Origin of the sequence: Pseudothauera rhizosphaerae (assembly GCF_004801305.1) — a bacterium.
Lineage (GTDB): Bacteria > Pseudomonadota > Gammaproteobacteria > Burkholderiales > Rhodocyclaceae > Pseudothauera > Pseudothauera rhizosphaerae.
Map to the genome: position 1 here is coordinate 337,549 of NZ_SSOD01000004.1, position 17,037 is coordinate 354,585.

Genomic DNA, 17,037 nt, shown 5'->3' on the forward strand with positions numbered 1-17,037 from the left:
TTCCGCAACACGTGAATGAATCCGGGGTGTAACACGCTTGACACGCCCGAATTTACCGCGCTATAAAGCCCGTGCAGGCTTCAACGCATTTGGAATGGCCCTGAATGCCGCGCCGGTTCAGGGATTGCGCATTTTTATCGTGTTGCATTCGAATCCAAAGAAGGGGGCATAAGTGAACAAATCCGAACTGATCGACGAGATCGCCGCCAAGGCCGAAATTTCCAAGTCTGCCGCTGGCAAGGCGCTCGACGCAGCCGTTGCGGCAGTCAAGCAGGCGCTGAAAAAGAAGGATAGCGTGACGCTGGTGGGATTCGGCACGTTCTACGTGGGCGAGCGCGCCGCGCGCACGGGGCGCAACCCCCGCACCGGCAAGAGCATCAAGATCAAGGCGGCCAAGGTGCCCAAGTTCCGCGCTGGCAAGGCCCTCAAAGATGCAGTAAACTGACGGGCCCGGCTGGTTGGGGATGCCTCCCCGCATCCAGCTCGGCGCGGGTGCTTAGCTCAGTTGGTAGAGCGCTAGCCTTACAAGCTGGATGTCGGCGGTTCGATCCCGTCAGCACCCACCAATATATCTGAAGCCCGGACGCGTTCCGGGCTTTTTCATGGCCGTCTTGGCGTTGAGCGGTGCGACTTCGAGCTTGACGCTCGCAGCGTGCTTCTCTAGAATGCGCGCTTCTTCGCCGACGGGCGGTTAGCTCAGCGGTAGAGCACTGCCTTCACACGGCAGGGGTCACTGGTTCGATCCCAGTACCGCCCACCATCCCATGGGTTCCCATAGGCGAAGATTTCCTTCCCGCAGTACCTTTTCCCGTTTTTCCGATCGACGCTTTCACCGCTGGTGCGATGCACGTGCGGGCGTTTGCCGTTCACGTTCTCGACCGGGCGTTCTCCCGTTGCCCACGGCTGCGCCGTCAAAACAACGTTGTCATTTTCAGTTGGCGGGAATATGATTCTTTCGTCATGTCTCGATAGCCGGTTCGGAAATGCGAAATGGATCGATCGCGATGCGGAGGGCTGGACCGGCGGGATTCAGCCTCATCGAACTGCTTGTCGCCTTGGCGGTGCTCGCGGTGATCGCCGCCATCGGCGTGCCGTCCTGGCAGGGTCTGATGCGAGACACCCGTCTGACGAGCACGAGCAACGAGATTTTCACGGCGCTCTTTCATGCCCGCTCCGAAGCCATCAGGCGCGGCCGCCGGGCCACGCTTTGTACCAGCGCCGACGGCGAGTGGTGCGCGACCGGGGTGGACTGGCATGCGGGATGGATGCTCTTCGAGGATGGCAACGACAACGGCCGGCGCGATGCGGGCGAGACGATCGTCGCGGTAAGCGGTGCGCGCAGCGGGCGACTGCGCATCACGGGCAACGATCCGGTGCGCAACTACGTGTCTTACGTGCCCACCGGGATGACCCGCACGACGAGCGGTGCGCTGCAGATGGGCCGGTTTACCATCTGCCACGGCGGCCGCGGACGCCAGATCGTCATCAGTGCCAGCGGCCGGCCGCGCGTCGTCGCCGGCGTGGTCTGCGACGACTGATCCTCGACCGGGTGTTGCAGTGCACGTTGACCGGCCGGGCTGCTCTCCCTAGAGTGGTGCGCACGGCTTGCCGCGTACCGCGTGCGGCCCGATTCCCCGGCTTTCAGGCATCGTGACGACAGATACGCTTTCGGATTCGCCCCGCCTTCTTTCCGCTGCGTGGCTGCGCGAGTGCTTCACCGCGGGTGGCGACGACGCCCCGGTGCGGGAGGCGGAGGCGGGCACGCCGCTGAGGCCGGCGGCGGTGCTGGTGCCCGTGGTCGACCGCGCGGACGACCTGTCGGTGCTGCTCACCCGGCGCACCGACCATCTGCACCATCATCCGGGGCAGATCAGCTTTCCCGGCGGGCGCGTGGAGGATTCCGATACCTCGGCGGTCATGACCGCGCTGCGCGAGACGGAAGAGGAGATCGGCCTCGATCCGCAGCGCGTCGAACTGCTCGGCGAACTGGCCGAATACCACACCGGCACCGGTTTTCGCGTCACCCCGGTGGTCGGGCTGGTGCATCCGCCCTTCGAACTCGTGCTGGACGACTTCGAAGTCGCCGAGGCGTTCGAGGTACCGCTCCGCTTCCTGCTCGATCCGGCCAACCGCGAGCGCCATCGTGTCGAATACCAGGGACGCATGCGCGAGTACTACGCCATTCCTTACCACGACTACTTCATCTGGGGGGCCACGGCCGGCATCCTGGTGCAGATGAGCAGCTTCGTCGGTTTCGCCCGCATAGGCTGAACGGTTTTCCGGCTATGCCCGCGGCGGGCGGGTGGCGTAAAATCGCGCCTTTGCCCCGCTTCCGGCGTTTGCAGATGGCCTCCACCGTTCGTACCCGTTTTGCCCCCAGCCCCACCGGCTTCCTGCACATCGGCGGCGCGCGCACCGCGCTGTTCGCCTGGGCCTATGCCCGCCGCCACGGCGGCAGGTTCATCCTGCGCATCGAGGACACCGACGTCGCGCGTTCCACGCCCGAGGCGGTGCAGGCCATTCTGGACGGCATGCAGTGGCTGGGCCTGGAGGCGGACGAGGGGCCGTTCTACCAGATGCAGCGCATGGATCGCTACAAGGAGGTGATCCGGCAGATGCTGGCCGCCGGCACCGCCTACCATTGCTACACGTCCAGGGAAGAACTCGACGCCCTGCGCGCCGAACAGGAAGCGCGCAAGGAAAAGCCGCGCTACGACGGCCGCTGGCGCCCCGAGCCGGGCAAGACGTTGCCGGTGCCACCGGCCGGCGTGCAGCCGGTGGTGCGCTTCTGCAACCCGATCGAAGGCGTCGTGGCCTGGGACGACCAGGTCAAGGGCCGCATCGAGATCGCCAACGCCGAACTGGACGACTTCATCATCGCCCGCGCCGATGGCACGCCCACCTACAACTTCTGCGTGGTGGTGGACGACTGGGACATGGGCATCACCCATGTCATCCGCGGCGACGACCACGTGAACAACACCCCGCGCCAGATCAACGTGCTGCGGGCGCTGGGCGCCGAGGTGCCCCAGTACGCCCACCTGTCCATGATCCTGGGGGACGACGGTACCAAGCTGTCCAAGCGCCACGGCGCGGTCAGCGTGATGCAGTACGACGAGGATGGCTACCTGGCGGAGGCGGTCGTGAACTACCTCGCGCGCCTGGGCTGGAGCCACGGCGACGACGAGATATTCAGCCGCGAGCAGTTCGTCGAGTGGTTCGACCTGGACCACATCACACCCTCGGCCGCCCAGTTCAACACCGAAAAGCTCAATTGGCTCAACGCCCACTACCTCAAGCAGGCGGACAACGCACGGCTCGCCGCCGAAGTGGCGAACCGGCTGGCGCGCCGGGGCGTGAATCCGGAGGCCGGCCCGGCGCTGGAAGCCGTGGTGGCGCTGTACAAGGAGCGCGTGGGCAACCTCAATGAACTGGCCGACGCGGTGGAACTGTTCGTGGCCGAGGTGCATCCCGCGCCCGAGGTGCTGGCCCAGCATCTGACCGACGCCGCCAAGGCTGCGCTGGCAAGCCTGCGCGGGCGGCTGGCCGAAGTGGCCTGGGACAAGGCGGCGATCAACCAGGCCATCAAGGACACCATGGCCGAACATGGCCTGAAGATGCCCCAGGTCGCCATTCCGCTGCGCGTGGCGCTCCTGGGCGTGCCGCAGACGCCGTCCATCGACGCGGTGGTGGAAGTGCTGGGGCGTGAAGCGGTGCTGCACCGCCTCGACCGCTATCTCTGAGCGGGGTCGCTCATTAGCCCGGCAATCAAATACCGTTCGGGTTGAGCCTGTCGAAGCCCGCTTTGGGCCAATGCCCTTCTTCGACAAGCTCAGGGCGAACGGTGTTGCCTAAACGGTTGCCGGGTTAATGGTCTTCGCTGCGGGGCGCGCGTGCCGGGCGCAGCAGGAAGCGCGCCGGGTCCAGCGCGTCCCACATGTCGAGTTCCACCGGCAGCGGTTCGCCGGCCAGCCGGCTGGCGAGGAGTTCGCCCATCAGCGCGGCGAACACCAGTCCCCGCGAGCCGAAGCCGGAAATCGCCCACAGCCCCTCGTGGCGCGGGATGTCTTCCAGCTTGCAGCGCGCCTCCAACGAGGTCACCGCGGGCAGGGCTCCCACCATGGGCAGGCGGTCGGGTGACGCGGGGCGGAAGCCCGTGCGCCCGCCGAGCGCGTCCGCGTCCAGGGCTTCCGTGTAGCCGGGCAGGATGTTCTCCAGCTTGCGCAGGTTCTGCAGGTGGTCGGCGCGGCGAACGGCGGGGTCCTCGTCGCCCACGCCGAAGCTCGCGCCGGCGCAGCGCCGGCCGTCCACTGCCGGCGTCACGTAGCCCTGGCGGCACACCACCACGCGGGGCGGGGAACCGTCCTCTGCGGCGAGCAGGGACACCTGGCCGCGGGCGCTGATCACCGGCAGGGCCGCTGCCTGGGGCAGGCGGCGGATGCCGACGCCGTTGGCGAGGATGAGCTGCGGGGCGCGGGCGATGACCGTTTCGTCCTCGTCCAGCGCCACCCATTCGCCGTCCTGCCGCTCGATGCGGGCCACGGTGCGGCCGAAGTGGCAGCGGGTGCGCTCCGGGTGGGCGGCGAGATTCGCCCGGCACAGGCTGGGCGGCTGCACCCAGCCGCTGGTGGGGAACCACCAGCCGCCGGCGGGCAGCGGCCAGCCGGCGATGCGGCCGGCTTCCTCCCGGTTCACGTAGCGCAGGTGTTCGGCGGGCGGCTGGTGGCGCTCGACCACCGCTCGCTGTTTCTCCTCCTGTTCCCCGTCGCGCGCCAGGTGCAGCACGCCGCAGGTGTCGTGACGCACCGCCTGGCCGAGTTCGGCCAGATGGGAGAGGTGGCGCAGGGCGTACAGCGTGCCGGCCCGGGTCAGGCGGCCGAGGCGGTTGTCGTCCAGGCTGGGCAGGGGGCGCAGCACGCCGGCATGGTTGCCGGAGGCGCCGGCGCCGGGGCCTTCGGCGGCGTCGATGACGTCCACCGTCCAGCCGCGTGCGGCCAGGCGTTCGGCCACGCTGCTGCCGGCCGCCCCCGCACCCAGCACCAGGGCGTGACGCGTCGTGCTGCCGGCGGCGGCCTTGCCGGGGCCGCGGTAGCGGCCGCGCAGCATCTGGCGCTTGCCGCCGAAGCCGGGGGCCTTCTCGGTCTCGAAGCCGGCGCGGCGCAGGCCTTCGCGCACCTCGCCGGCCACGGACCAGGTCGCCAGCGTGGCGCCGGGGGCTGCTAGCCGCGCCAGCAGATGGAAGATGCGCGTCGACCAGAGCTGAGGGTTCTTGGCCGGCGAGAAGCCGTCCAGGTAGAAGGCGTCCGCGCTGGCCCGCAGGTTGGCGAGGCCCTCGGCCGCGTCGCCGAGGAAAAGCGTCAGCACCACCCGGCCGCCGTCCAGATCGATGCGGTGCAGCCCCGGCGTGAGCGTGGGCCACCTGGCCTGCAGTTCGGCGGCCAGCGGGGCGAGGTCGGGTGCCTGGGCAATGAGCGGGGCGTGCAGCGCGGCCAGGTCGGCGGGGCGGAAGGGATGCAGTTCGCAGGAGACGAAGTGCAGGCGCGTGCAGCGCTGCGGGTCGGCGCGCCAGGTTGCCCAGGTGGCGAGCAGGTTCAGGCCGAGGCCGAAGCCGGTCTCCAGGACGACGAAGGTCTCCCGCCCTTGCCAGCGCTCCGGCAGGCCGTTGCCGGCGAGGAACACGTGCTGCGCCTGGCCGAGTCCGCCGGCGGTGGAGTGATAGACGTCGTCGAAGGCGCTGCTGCGCGGCGTGCCGTCGGGTGCGAGTTCGAGCGGGGCAGGGACGATGGGCATGGAGAATCTAGTGTGCCGCCTGCCTGCTCCGGAAGAGCCGCAGGGCGAGGCTCACCACCGCCAGGATCACGGCGCCGGCGACGATGCCGAGCAGGCCCTGCAGTGCCACCGGCAGCAGGGCGCCGGTGATGCCGGTCATGCCTTCCGTTACGGCTTCGATGGCGTGGTGCACCGGCGGCAGGCCGTGGCTGAGGATGCCGCCGCCGACGAGGAACATGGCCACCGTGCCGGCCACGGACAGGCCGCGCATCAGCCACGGCGCCGCGGCGAGGATGGCCGCGCCCAGGCCGCGCTGCAGGGGGCCGGACTGACGGCTGAGGAGCAGGCCCAGGTCGTCGAGCTTGACGATGATGGCGACCAGACCATACACGCCGATGGTCATCGTCACCGCGATGGTGGCGAGCACGGACACCTGGGTGAGCAGGGCCATGCCGCCGACCACGCCCAGGGCGATGACGATGATCTCCGCGGAGAGGATGAAGTCGGTGCGGATGGCGCCGCGGATCTTCTCCTTTTCCAGCGCCTTCAAATCCACATGGGGGTCGGCCAGCGCCTGGAGCACCTCGCGCTGGTGCACCTCGTCCTCGACCGCTTCGCCGGTGGCCCGGTGGAGGAAGCGGTGGGCGATCTTCTCGAAGCCTTCGTAGCACAGGAAGCCGCCGCCCAGCATCAGCAACGGCGCGATGGCCCACGGGGCCAGGATGCTGATGAGGATTGCCGCCGGCACCAGGATGGCCTTGTTGACCAGCGAACCCTTCGCCACCGCCCACACCACCGGCAGTTCGCGATCAGCGCGCACGCCGGCGACCTGCTGGGCGTTCAGGGCGAGGTCGTCGCCCAGCACGCCGGCGGTCTTCTTGGCGGCGACCTTGGTCATGACGGAGACGTCGTCCAGCACGGCGGCGATGTCGTCGAGCAGGAGGAGCAGGCTGGCGCCGGCCATGGAGGTCTCCGGTCAGGGCTGAAGGGGAGGGGGCGGGTGGATCACTCCGGCCGCATGTGCGGGAACAGGATCACGTCGCGGATGGACGGGCTGTCGGTGAGCAGCATGACCAGGCGGTCGATGCCGATGCCGCAGCCGCCCGTGGGCGGCAGGCCGTATTCCAGCGCACGGATGTAGTCCGCATCGTAGTACATGGCTTCCTCGTCGCCGGCTTCCTTGGCCTGGGCCTGCGCCTGGAAGCGGGCGGCCTGGTCTTCCGGGTCGTTGAGCTCGGAGAAGCCGTTGGCGATCTCGCGGCCGACGATGAAGAGCTCGAAGCGCTCGGTGATGTCCGGGTCCGTGTCCGAGGCGCGGGCCAGTGGGGAGACTTCCACCGGATAGTCGATGATGAAGGTCGGCTCCCACAGCTCGGCTTCGGCGCAGGCTTCGAAGAGCTGCAGTTGCAGGCTGCCCAGGCCGCCCGGCTTTACCTTCTCGCCGAAGTCGACGATCTTCTGCTTGAGCCACTCGGCGTCCGCCAGTTGCTCCAGCGTGAAGCCGGGGTGGTACTTGCGGATGGCGTCCACGATGGTCAGGCGGTGGAAGGGCTTGGAGAGGTCCAGTTCGCGGCCCTGGTAAACAAAGGATTCGGTGCCCAGCGCCTCACGGGCGGAGTGGCGGATCAGCCCTTCGGTGAAGTCCATCAGCGTCTGGTAGTTCGCGTACGCCTCGTAGAACTCCATCATCGTGAATTCGGGGTTGTGGCGCGGGGAGAGGCCTTCGTTGCGGAAGTTGCGGTTGACCTCGAACACCTTCTCCAGGCCGCCCACCACCAGGCGCTTCAGGTAGAGCTCCGGCGCGATGCGCAGGAACAGATCCATATCCAGCGCGTTGTGGTGGGTGACGAAGGGCTTGGCCGCGGCGCCGCCGGGGATGGGGTGCATCATCGGCGTTTCCACTTCCAGGAAGCCGTGGCCGATCATGTAGTTGCGGATGGACTGCACCATGCGGCTGCGGGCCACGAAGGTGAAGCGGGTTTCCTCGCTCATGATCAGGTCCACGTAGCGCTGGCGGTACTTCTGCTCCACGTCGGTGAGGCCGTGGAACTTGTCCGGCAGCGGGCGCAGGCTCTTGGTGAGCAGGCGGATTTCGCTCGCCTGTACGGTGAGTTCGCCGGTCTTGGTCTTGAACAGCGTGCCCACGCAGCCGACGATGTCGCCGATGTCCCAGTGCTTGAAATCGGCATAGACGTCTTCGCCCACCTCGTCGCGCTTCACGTAGAGCTGGATGCGGCCGGAAAGGTCCTGGATGGTGACGAAGCTCGCCTTGCCCATCACGCGCTTGAGCATGATCCGGCCGGCGACCCTGACCTCCACCGGGCTGGCTTCGAGCGCTTCGCCTTCCTTGTCGCCGTACAACTCGTCGAGCTTGCCCGCGGTGTTCTCGCGCGAGAAGTCGTTGGGGTAGGCGCGGCCGCCGGCGCGCCACTGGGCGAGCTTTTCGCGCCGCTCGGCGATGATGTGGTTCTCGTCCTGGGGAAGGGCGGTGTTGTTCTGCTCGGGCATGGTCTGGTCTGGTTTGCTGGTCAATTCGGTCTTCCGCGTTCCGTCCATCGGGCATATCGGCGCCGCACGGAGGAACTTTGCCGGAATCAAGGCCGTAATTGTCGCAGGCGGGCATCATCCGGGCAAATCGGTGTGCCTCGCATGCCTGTGCCCACTGCCCGATTCGAGGCGTGCAGTGTGGATGAACCCTGTGGGGGTGAGCTAAAGTCCGCCCTCACGATTCCGTTACAGATGACGACATAACTACATTCGAGAGAGGGGGATTTCGATGGGCACGTTCGCGCAACTCTACGAGGCTGTGGAGAAGACGTTCTGGAATTCGCTGACCAAGAAGCTGTGCAGCTTCCTGCTGCTCTTCTTCATCGATCTCTTCTATCTCGGCATCTATGTACACCAGAAAGGCGAGGTGACCAGCCTGCTGGCGGCCGGCAAGGTGGAAGCGCAGACCGTGGCGGGGATCTCCTCCGCGCTCGACACCGGCCTCTACGCCATGCTTTCCCTGACCGTGCTGGCGCTGCTGATCAACGTCGGCCAGATTCTCTACATCCGCCACCTGATCGTGCGTCCGGTCAAGGTGATCACCCGCATCTTCAACGAGATCGCCCGCGGCGAGGGGGACTTCTCCCGCGACCTGCCCATGACCACCCACGACGAACTGCGCGAGCTGGCGCAGAGCTACAACCGTTTCGCCGACAAGATGCGGCAGATCATCAGCGAGGTGCGCACCATGAGCGTGAGCATCGCGCGCGAGGCGGTGCAGGTGAAGAACAAGGTGGACAGCTCCGCCCGCGACGCGCGCGAGCAGGGGCGCATGACCGAGGTGGTGTTTACCGCCAGCACCGAATCGACCAAGGCCATCGAGGAGGTATCCACCAGCACCCAGAACATCTCCGCGTCCACCAACGCCAACCTGGACATCGCCCGCGAGTCGCTGCTGGAGATGCAGGACATCGCCGGCAAGATCAACGCGGTGAGCGACAAGGTGGTGCAGTTCAACCACACGGTGGATGAGCTCTCCCATCGCTCGGAGAGCGTCAAGCAGATCGCCTCGCTGATCCGCGAGATCGCCGACCAGACCAACCTGCTGGCGCTGAACGCGGCCATCGAGGCGGCCCGGGCCGGCGAGGCCGGGCGCGGCTTCGCGGTGGTGGCCGACGAGGTGCGCAAGCTCGCCGAGCGGGTCAACAAGGCCACCGAGGAAATCCACGGCAACATCGGCGGCATGATCTCGCTGGTGTCCAGCACCCGCGCCGAGAACGAGGTCATCAACGCCGACGTGCTGCAGACCCGGCAGGTGGTGGGGCGTTCGGCCGCTCAGTTCGAGCACATGGTGGGCGAATTCGAGTGCACCGGCGAGCAGTTGCTGCAGATCGCCGCGGCCATGGAGGAACTCACCGCCACCAACAGCCAGGTGCACGAGAACGTGAGCGTCATCCACGAACTCTCCACCTCGGTCGCGAAGGACATGGAAGAGTCCGAGCAGCGCACGCTGGAGCTGTCCCGCGCCACCGAGGCGGTGCAGGAGCTGGTGTCCCGCTTCCGCATCGGCAAGGGCGCCTTCGACCACGTGGTGAACGAGGCCTACGCCTTCCGCAACGCGGTCCAGAAGCAGTTCGAAGAGATGGCCGCCGCCCGGGTGGACGTGTTCGACCGCCACTACCAGCCGATTCCCAACACCAATCCGCCGAAGTTCAAGGTGTCCTGGGGCGAGGAATACGGCCGCCGCTGTCAGCGGCTGATGGACGACTTCGTCGCCTCGGTGAAGGGCTCGATCTACGCCGTGGCGGTCAATGCCGACAGCTATCTGTCGGCCCACAACACCAAGTTCTCCAAGCCGCTCACCGGCGACTACGCCACCGACCTGGTGGGCAACCGCACCTGCCGCAAGTTCGAAGGTCCCACCGAACTGCGTGCCGCGCGCAACGCCGAGCCCATGCTGCTGCAGACCTTCATGCGCGACACCGGCGAAATCCTGTGCGACATCGCCCTGCCCATCCACGTGGGCGGACGCCACTGGGGCAACGTGCGCATCGGCGTCGCGGTGGATGCGCTGGTCGGCAGCTGAGAACCGCCCGCCGGCCCGGCCGGCGGACGGCTTCAGTGGGTTCCGGCCTGGGCCGGAAAGCGCCAGTTCTCGTATTCCTTGGCGAACACCATGCCCGCGTCGCCGCGCGGGCCGCTGAATACCTGGCGCAGGCGGGCGGCACCGAGCTTGCCTTCCGGGTCCAGGCTCTCCACCTTGGCCAGCGCGGCCAGGGCTTCCGCTTCGTTCCCCAGGCGGGCCTGGTTGTAGGCATAGGCGGTCAGGGACTGCAGCCACAGGCGGGGAAAGGCGTGCCAGCGGCTGAAGTCGGCCATGTCGGCGGTCACCGCGCGCCAGTCCCCGGGCAGGCCCAGCCGTTCCGACAGCCACGCCAGGCAGGACAGCGCCCAGTGCGCGGCTTCGCTGGAGCGGCGGCGGTAGAAATAGAAGCGGTAGGCGACGATGCGCACGCCCAGGGAGTCCGGCGCGCCGTCGATGATCTCGCGCACCAGGCTTTCCGCCTTCTCGCCCTCGGCCCAGTGGGCGAAGATCTCCCGCAGGCGCGTGCGCACCTCGGGCGGCAGGTTGTTGGCGAAGTGGTAGGGCTCCAGGGTGTGGATGCGCGCGCCGTGCCGTGGCTGCTGCGGATCGGGGCTATCGTGCATGGGTCTCGCTTCCTTGTTGCATGCGGTGGGGGAGATCGGGGCCGGCGGCGCGGCCGAGTCCGCCGGGGCGGTACATGGGCCCGCCGCGCCGGTAGGCGTCGAGCAGGTCGTGGGCCGGGGTGCGGCCGGCGTCGAGCAGGCGGTGCAGCGGCGCGAGCGCGTCGGCGGCACCCAGGCCGTGACGCGCGAGCGCGGCGCCGGCCCGGTCGAGCACGTGCCGCGTCGTCCGGTACAGCGCGGGATCGGCAAAGCCGGTACGGGCGAAACGGCGGTAGAGCGCGACGTCGGTGTGCTCGTCGGCGCCGGGCAGGTCTTCGGCCAGGCACACGCCGGCGAGCAGATGCCCGCAGGCCTCCAGCAGGTCGGCGCCGGGCAGGGCGTCGAAGGCCTTGAATTCGATGCGCCCGGCTTCGGCGGGTATGCGAACGGGATGGATCAGGGCCGAGCGCGGCTGCCAGGCCTCGAATTCGCCGGCGCCGAGGAAGAGCTTGACCGCCGGGCGCAGCGCCGCCCGTTCGTGGCTGCGCCAGGACCAGCCGTCCCACGGCTGGCCGGCGTGGAAAGGGCTGCTGAAGCTGAAGGGTACCAGGTAGGGCGCGTAGTGGTTGAGCCGGCGCACGGCGGCGAGCGTGCGGGCGGTGTCCCAGCCGGGAAAGGACAGGTTCAGGTCCGGGCCGTAGCTCAGCGTGGACACGTGGGAGCCGTCGTAGGCGGGGTGGCGCGCGCGCAGGTCGCGCTCCCACTCGGTGAGCGGCGGATCGAAGGCGTAGTGCGTGCGCTGCGGGTTGAACGCGGCGACGGCCAGCCCCAGGCCGTGCTGGTCGAGCTGTGCGGCCAGGGCCGCCTCGGTGGCGAGCAGGTGGTCCAGCGCATCGCCGATGGCGGCCAGGGGCGGGGTGCGGATCTCCACGCCCTTGACCTCCAGGGTGCGGAAGCGGCCCTCGGCGTCGAAGCGCTCGTCGCCCTCCAGATACCAGTAGCCGCGCTTGATGCCCAGGTCGCCGGTGGCCAAGCGGGGGTCGTCCAGGCCGGGACGCTCGGCGGTGATGGCGGCGATTTCGGCGAAGGGGAGATTGGAGAAGTCCCGCACCCGGCCGGCATGGGGGCCGGCGGTGTCGATCAGCAGGTATTCGAACTCGATGCCGAAGCGCAGCATGGTGGAAGAGACCAAATCCTCAGAGCCATTCGAAGCGTACATCGCCCACCCGTTCCGGCTCGCCGTTCCCGGGCTCGTCCGCGCCTTCGACGGGCGTGCCCAGGTAGAGGAAGCCGACGATCTGTTCTTCTTCGGCCAGCCCGAGTTCCCGGTGGAAGCCCCGATCGTACATCCACCAGCCGGAGCGCCAGATGCCGCCGTAGCCGAGCGCGCGGGCGGCGAGCTGCAGCGTGAGCACGGTGCAGCCGGCGCACAGTTGCTGGTCGAACAGGGGCACCGTGGCGCTGGCCCGGGGCGAGGCCACGACCACCAGCACCAGCGGCGCGCGGTGGGGCATGCGCGGTGCGCGGGCGATGCGCTTCTCGGGCTGTCCCGCCGCCAGGGCGGCGCGGCGCATGGCTTCGCCCAGGCGGTCCAGCCCTTCGCCGCGGGCAGCCAGGAAGCGGTAGGGGCGCAGGTGGCCGAAGTCGGGCACGCGCAGGGCCGCGCGCAGCATCAGTTCCAGCGCTGCGTCGTCGGGGGCGGGGGCGCCCAGGTGGTGGTGGGAGCGCCGTTCCAGCAGCAGGCGCAATCCGGCGGGCGGGGTCAGTGGGGCCATTCCAGTCTGTCCTCGATGCGCAGGCCGCGGCGCAGGCGGTCGCGCACGTCCATCAGCAGCCCATCCAGGGTTTCCAGGCGCTCCAGGTTGTCGCGCTCGCCGTCGCCGGTGGTGATGACCTCGGCGATGCCGCCGTTGCGGATGACCAGCCGCCGGTCGCCGCGCAGGGCGAGCAGGGGGTCGTGGGTGGAGATCAGCACGATCTTGTCGCCGCCGGAGAGCAGCCGGAGGGCGCGCTTGCGGTCCACGCCGGCGTTCTCGATCTCGTCGATCAGCACCACCGGCGAGGCGGACAGCAGCGCGGCATCGGCGATCATCAGCGCGCGGGTCTGCCCGCCGGAGAGCTGGGTGACCGAGACCTCGGGGCTGAACTTCTCCCCGGTCAGGCCGTTGGCGCAGGCGATCACCTGCTCGGCCATGCCCTCCACGTCGGCGACCATGCGGCAACGGGCGTGCAGGGTGATGAAGTCCCGCACGGAGAGGTCCACGACGAAGTTCATGTTCTGCGACAACTGGGCGACCAGCTTGCGGTCGGGGGCGTAGCGCCGCTCGTCGCCGGGGGGCTGGCCGTCGAGCAGGATGCGCCGCCCGGTGGGGGTGTCGCCCTGGGCCAGGCATTCGATGTCGGCCAGCAGGCGGCTCTTGCCCGAGCCGGTGGGGCCGACGATGCACACCACCTCGCCGGCGCGCACTTCCAGTTCCACGTTCTCGGCCTGGCCGGACTTGTCCCGCCCGCCGAGCAGGGTCAGGCTGCGCAGGGGCCGCGAGGCCCGCGCCATGTCCTCCACCTCGCCGATCAGGCGCTGGATGTGGGCCAGCATCTGCTCCCGCGCCATGCCGGCATCGAACAGTTCCTCGTCGGGCAGGTGCCGCAGCCAGTCGCCCAGGGGGCGCTGCCCGTCGCCCGCGTCCAGGCCCAGGGCACCGAGAAAGTCGCCGACGCAGGGGTGGCGGTCCAGCAGCAGGTGCAGCGGGGTCCGTTCCAGCGCGCCGCTCATGGATTCACCCCGCTCTCCAGGTCGCGGAAGCGCATCTTCTTGACGTTGCCGCGCTGGTGGGTCTCGCCGATGGCGGTCTCGCCCACGCAGTAGGGGCACACCGCCGCCGGCATGGGAAAGCGCAGGTGGCGGCCTTCGAGTTCGGGCACGACGGGGGCGTTGCGCAGCGCGCGGGCGACCTCGTCCGCCCCCTGGCCGGTGATGCCGTTGCAGAACAGCGCGCGGGCGCCGGGGTTGGCCAGGCGCACCTGGTAGGCGAAGACCTCGCGCTCCACCTGGGAGACGATGTCGCCCTTGGTGATCACCACCAGATCGGCCAAGCGCAGCATGGGGCCGATCTTGCGCGGGGTGTGCACGCCGGCCAGGGCGTCCACCACGCACAGGGCGTAGATGCCGTCGATGTGGGGCGAGCAGCGGTTGCACAGCCCGGCGCTCTCGCTGATCAGCACGTCCAGCCCGCGGCGCTGGCCCCAGGCCAGGCAGTCCTCGATGTTGGAGACGAAGTAGTGGTCCGGGCACAGGGCGCCGGCCAGTCCGGTGACCACCGGGAAGCCGCGCTGCTCGTACAGCGCATCGTCGCCGGTGGACAGGGAATCGAACTTGGCGATGCCCACCGCCAGCCCGTCCCGGTGCAGGATCTCGGCGGCGCGCAGGATGACCGAGGTCTTGCCCACCGAGGGCGAGCCGGCGACCGTGATCAGGCGCATGTCCGCAGGCCCGTGCGCGCGTACAGCGCATCGAAGAAGCAGGCCGCGGCGGCGCGGCTGCGTTCGGCCATGTCGTGGCCGCGCACGTAGTCCCAGCCCGGCCACTTGAAGCGCGCGCCGGGCGGCAGGCCGGCCAGGCGCGGCGTGGCGGGCGGATAGCAGTTGCGCGCCAGGACCGCGCCCAGTTCGTCGTCGAGCAGGTAGTCCATCAGCGGGCGCACGCGCTCGTCCGCGCCGTGGCGCACCAGCCCGGCGATGGGCATGGCCAGCGCGCCGTCCTCGGGCCACAGCACGCGGGTGCGGTCGCGGCGGGGGCACAGCTCGGCCTGCATCCAGGGCAGGATGGCGACGGCGCCCACCTCGGCGCTGTTGGAGCCGGCCCGGCTCGCGGTGCGCACGTTGTGCTGCAGGTGGCGCACGTTGGCGGCGAAGGCGGTGAGGCCGGCGTCGCCGAACTCCCGGTGCAGGGCCGTCAGCAGGTAGGCGTTGTAGTCCTGGTAGGCGGATTCCCCGTCCGGCCGCCAGCCGCCGAAGACGATCTCGTCCCGCCAGGCCGGGTCCAGCAGGTCTTCCCAGCGGCGCGGCGCGGCGCGCCCGCGCAGGCGGCGCTCGTCGATCAGGAAGACGAAGGGCACCACCGCGAAGACGCGGAACACGCCCTCCGGGTCCGGCAGGCCGGCCGCGGTACAGGCGGGATGGAGTTCGGGCTGCGGGCCGCGCGGGGCGGGCCGGTAGTGGTCGAGCAGATCCGGCAGCAGGATGTCGTGGTGGAAGGTGGTCACCAGCATGGCCGGCACCTCGTCCAGGGCGCCCGTGCGGGCCTGGCGGACCAGGTCGTCGAAGGGGCGGTCCCACTGGCCGCCGGACGCCAGCCGGCAGTCCAGCATGCCGCCGCCGTGGGCGGCATGGCGGGCGAGGGCGCGGTCCAGCCCGCTCTTGAACGGCCGGCGCAGCGGAACCGGCATGCGTCCGAGCAGGTCGGCCACGGGCGCGGCCGGCGCGGCGCGCGGCAGCGTGCGGGTCGGGGCGGGGGGACAGAGGAGGTCGCTCACGGATCATCGCTCCTGGCTTGCGCCGGCGGGGGCCGGGCTCCGTCGGCCGTTCTGCAAGACGCGGGCCAACCCGGGGGCCGGCAAGGGGAGCGCAGGACGCCGCCTCCCGCCGCCGGTGCGGTTCCGCCCGTTGCGGCAGGCCGGCGGGTGGGTCGGATGACGACGATGGCGGGGCTGCAGGTGTTCGAAAACGTACGACGGCGTGCGTGCACGTACGCCGGGGACCCGGTCCGGCGCCGGTCTTGCGCGCATCGCCATGGTGGAACGGAGTTTGCTGGCATCCGTATGACTGCTCCCGCCGGGAGCCCCTAGCGGAACGACACCCATGGCCTGTGAGACCACCCGAACACTGCGCTGCGGACTGCTGCCGGGGGAATCGCGCACGGTGGTCGAGCGCATGCACGCGCCGGTGCGCGCCTACCTGGAACGCCGGCTGGGCATGCGCATCTCCTTCGTCGTGGGCAGGAGCTACGTGGCCACCGGCGAAGCGCTGCGGCGCGGCGAACTGGATCTGGCCTACCTGGGGCCGGTGACCTACGTGCTGCAGAGCCGCGCCGCGGCGCTCGAACCCTGCGTGCGGCCCTGCCACGCGGGCGCGGCCGGCCCCACCTTCCGCGCCGCGCTGATCGTGCCCGCCGGCAGCACGGCGGAGACGATCGCCGATCTGCGCGGCGTGGAGATCGCCCTGGGCGACCTGGTGTCCACCTCCGCCTCCTGGGTGCCCCGCCACATGCTGCTGGAAGCCGGCCTGACCCAGGACCGGGATTACGTCCGCCGCCACCTGGGCACCCACGACGCGGTGGCCGAGGCGGTGGCGCGGCGCAGCGCGGAGGCGGGCGCCCTGTCCCTGACGGTGCTGGAGCGCCTGCTCGCCGAAGGGCGCATCGAGGCGGGCGCGATCCGGGTGCTGGCCGTGTCCGCGCCGATTCCCGAATACATGTGGACCTTCCGCGCCGGCTTGCCCGAGGCGCTGCGCGACGCGGTGCGGGAGGCCTTCGTGGACCTGCGCGACCCCGAAGCGCTGGCCGTGTACCGGGCGGTGTCCTTCATCCCCGCCGTGGATGCGGACGTGGACCGCATGCGCGGCTGGATGGAGGCCATCCTGCAGGCCCGCCTGCGTCCGGCGGCGGGCGGCACGGCGGCGCTGGTGAAGCCCGACAGCGCCGCGCCCATCCTGCCTTACGCCCACAACGTACGGGCGCTGGCCGCCGGCCGGCGCCCGCTGGAGTGCTGAACGTGGCCGGCCCTCCCTCCGAGCCGCCCGGCGGGCGCCCGCCGGGCGAGGCGGCCCAGTACTGCGAGTTCGATTTCGGCGAGTGCCGCACGAATTTCCTCCCGCTGCTGCACGAGATGAGCCGAATCGCGACGGAGACGGGGGAGCTGCCGGAGATCCTGGACATCCTGCTGCAGCTCATGCAGCGCCACCTGAAGGTAGTGCGCGGCATGGTGAGCCTGTATGAACCCGACTCCGGGCGCATCTTCATCCACCGCAGCGTCGGCCTCACCGAGGAGGAGGCCGCCCGCGGCATCTACGCCCCCGGCGAGGGCATCATCGGCCGCG

General features: G+C 69.6%; 15 protein-coding genes, 2 tRNA genes and 1 pseudogene. 9 read left to right on the forward strand and 9 right to left on the reverse strand.

Going from position 1 to position 17,037, the window contains the following annotated elements; genetic code table 11:
- The first annotated feature begins 172 nt into the window (after window positions 1–172).
- From E6O51_RS07235 to gltX, 6 genes are all read left to right on the forward strand, one after another.
- Window positions 173–445, forward strand: coding sequence for an HU family DNA-binding protein (locus tag E6O51_RS07235; RefSeq protein WP_136384298.1), 273 nt, complete (start codon window positions 173–175; stop codon window positions 443–445).
- Between the two features lie 45 nt (window positions 446–490).
- A tRNA-Val gene (locus E6O51_RS07240) sits at window positions 491–566 on the forward strand.
- 119 nt (window positions 567–685) lie between these two features.
- A tRNA-Val gene (locus tag E6O51_RS07245) sits at window positions 686–760 on the forward strand.
- Between the two features lie 244 nt (window positions 761–1,004).
- A complete protein-coding gene (locus tag E6O51_RS07250) occupies window positions 1,005–1,538 on the forward strand; it encodes a GspH/FimT family pseudopilin (protein ID WP_136384329.1) in 534 nt (177 codons plus the stop codon).
- A gap of 202 nt (window positions 1,539–1,740) precedes the next feature.
- Complete coding sequence (locus E6O51_RS07255; RefSeq protein WP_230976724.1) at window positions 1,741–2,271, forward strand: CoA pyrophosphatase; 531 nt, start codon at window positions 1,741–1,743, stop codon at window positions 2,269–2,271.
- A gap of 74 nt (window positions 2,272–2,345) precedes the next feature.
- Window positions 2,346–3,743 carry a glutamate--tRNA ligase gene (gene gltX, locus E6O51_RS07260; RefSeq protein WP_136384299.1) on the forward strand — a complete coding sequence of 466 codons (1,398 nt, stop codon included), beginning with the start codon at window positions 2,346–2,348 and terminating at the stop codon, window positions 3,741–3,743.
- A gap of 124 nt (window positions 3,744–3,867) precedes the next feature.
- Here gltX and mnmC read toward each other — a convergent pair whose 3' ends face one another.
- From mnmC to lysS, 3 genes are read right to left on the reverse strand one after another with little or no spacing between them, the layout of a single operon-like run.
- The gene (mnmC, locus tag E6O51_RS07265; protein ID WP_136384300.1) at window positions 3,868–5,790 is read right to left on the reverse strand and encodes a bifunctional tRNA (5-methylaminomethyl-2-thiouridine)(34)-methyltransferase MnmD/FAD-dependent 5-carboxymethylaminomethyl-2-thiouridine(34) oxidoreductase MnmC; all 1,923 of its coding nucleotides are present in this window, start codon (window positions 5,788–5,790) and stop codon (window positions 3,868–3,870) included.
- A 7-nt stretch (window positions 5,791–5,797) separates the two neighbouring features.
- Window positions 5,798–6,733 carry a DUF808 domain-containing protein gene (locus E6O51_RS07270; RefSeq protein ID WP_136384301.1) on the reverse strand — a complete coding sequence of 312 codons (936 nt, stop codon included), beginning with the start codon at window positions 6,731–6,733 and terminating at the stop codon, window positions 5,798–5,800.
- A 41-nt stretch (window positions 6,734–6,774) separates the two neighbouring features.
- Window positions 6,775–8,277: a lysine--tRNA ligase gene (gene lysS / locus E6O51_RS07275; RefSeq protein WP_136384331.1), complete on the reverse strand. Its 1,503-nt coding sequence runs from the start codon at window positions 8,275–8,277 to the stop codon at window positions 6,775–6,777.
- 268 nt (window positions 8,278–8,545) lie between these two features.
- On the opposite strand from lysS, the gene E6O51_RS07280 reads away from it, so the two are divergent.
- The gene (locus tag E6O51_RS07280; RefSeq protein ID WP_136384302.1) at window positions 8,546–10,342 is read left to right on the forward strand and encodes a methyl-accepting chemotaxis protein; all 1,797 of its coding nucleotides are present in this window, start codon (window positions 8,546–8,548) and stop codon (window positions 10,340–10,342) included.
- A gap of 32 nt (window positions 10,343–10,374) precedes the next feature.
- Here the strand turns inward: E6O51_RS07280 and E6O51_RS07285 are convergent, their stop codons facing one another.
- The 6 genes from E6O51_RS07285 to E6O51_RS07310 are packed head-to-tail and all read right to left on the reverse strand — an operon-like array spanning window position 10,375 to window position 15,476.
- The gene (locus E6O51_RS07285) at window positions 10,375–10,965 is read right to left on the reverse strand and encodes a hypothetical protein (RefSeq protein WP_136384303.1); all 591 of its coding nucleotides are present in this window, start codon (window positions 10,963–10,965) and stop codon (window positions 10,375–10,377) included.
- Window positions 10,955–12,121, reverse strand: coding sequence for a glutamate-cysteine ligase family protein (locus tag E6O51_RS07290; protein WP_168735212.1), 1,167 nt, complete (start codon window positions 12,119–12,121; stop codon window positions 10,955–10,957). Before E6O51_RS07290 ends, E6O51_RS07285 begins: the two co-directional genes overlap by 11 nt.
- Window positions 12,122–12,140: 19 nt before the next feature.
- A complete protein-coding gene (locus tag E6O51_RS07295) occupies window positions 12,141–12,719 on the reverse strand; it encodes a nitroreductase family protein (RefSeq protein ID WP_136384305.1) in 579 nt (192 codons plus the stop codon).
- Window positions 12,707–13,717 carry an ATP-binding cassette domain-containing protein gene (locus tag E6O51_RS07300; protein ID WP_136384306.1) on the reverse strand — a complete coding sequence of 337 codons (1,011 nt, stop codon included), beginning with the start codon at window positions 13,715–13,717 and terminating at the stop codon, window positions 12,707–12,709. The genes E6O51_RS07295 and E6O51_RS07300 overlap by 13 nt, the downstream gene beginning before the upstream one ends.
- Window positions 13,714–14,424 (reverse strand): GTP-binding protein, encoded by a 711-nt coding sequence (locus E6O51_RS07305; RefSeq protein ID WP_136384307.1) that lies wholly within the window; start codon window positions 14,422–14,424, stop codon window positions 13,714–13,716. The genes E6O51_RS07300 and E6O51_RS07305 overlap by 4 nt, the downstream gene beginning before the upstream one ends.
- The gene (locus E6O51_RS07310; RefSeq protein WP_211091347.1) at window positions 14,415–15,476 is read right to left on the reverse strand and encodes an ABC transporter substrate-binding protein; all 1,062 of its coding nucleotides are present in this window, start codon (window positions 15,474–15,476) and stop codon (window positions 14,415–14,417) included. The genes E6O51_RS07305 and E6O51_RS07310 overlap by 10 nt, the downstream gene beginning before the upstream one ends.
- 325 nt (window positions 15,477–15,801) lie before the next feature.
- Between E6O51_RS07310 and phnD the strand changes: the two genes are divergently transcribed.
- Both phnD and E6O51_RS07320 read left to right on the forward strand, forming a co-directional pair.
- Complete coding sequence (gene phnD, locus E6O51_RS07315; protein ID WP_136384308.1) at window positions 15,802–16,710, forward strand: phosphate/phosphite/phosphonate ABC transporter substrate-binding protein; 909 nt, start codon at window positions 15,802–15,804, stop codon at window positions 16,708–16,710.
- A gap of 2 nt (window positions 16,711–16,712) precedes the next feature.
- A pseudogene (locus E6O51_RS07320) lies at window positions 16,713–17,037 on the forward strand (hypothetical protein); the annotation flags it as partial.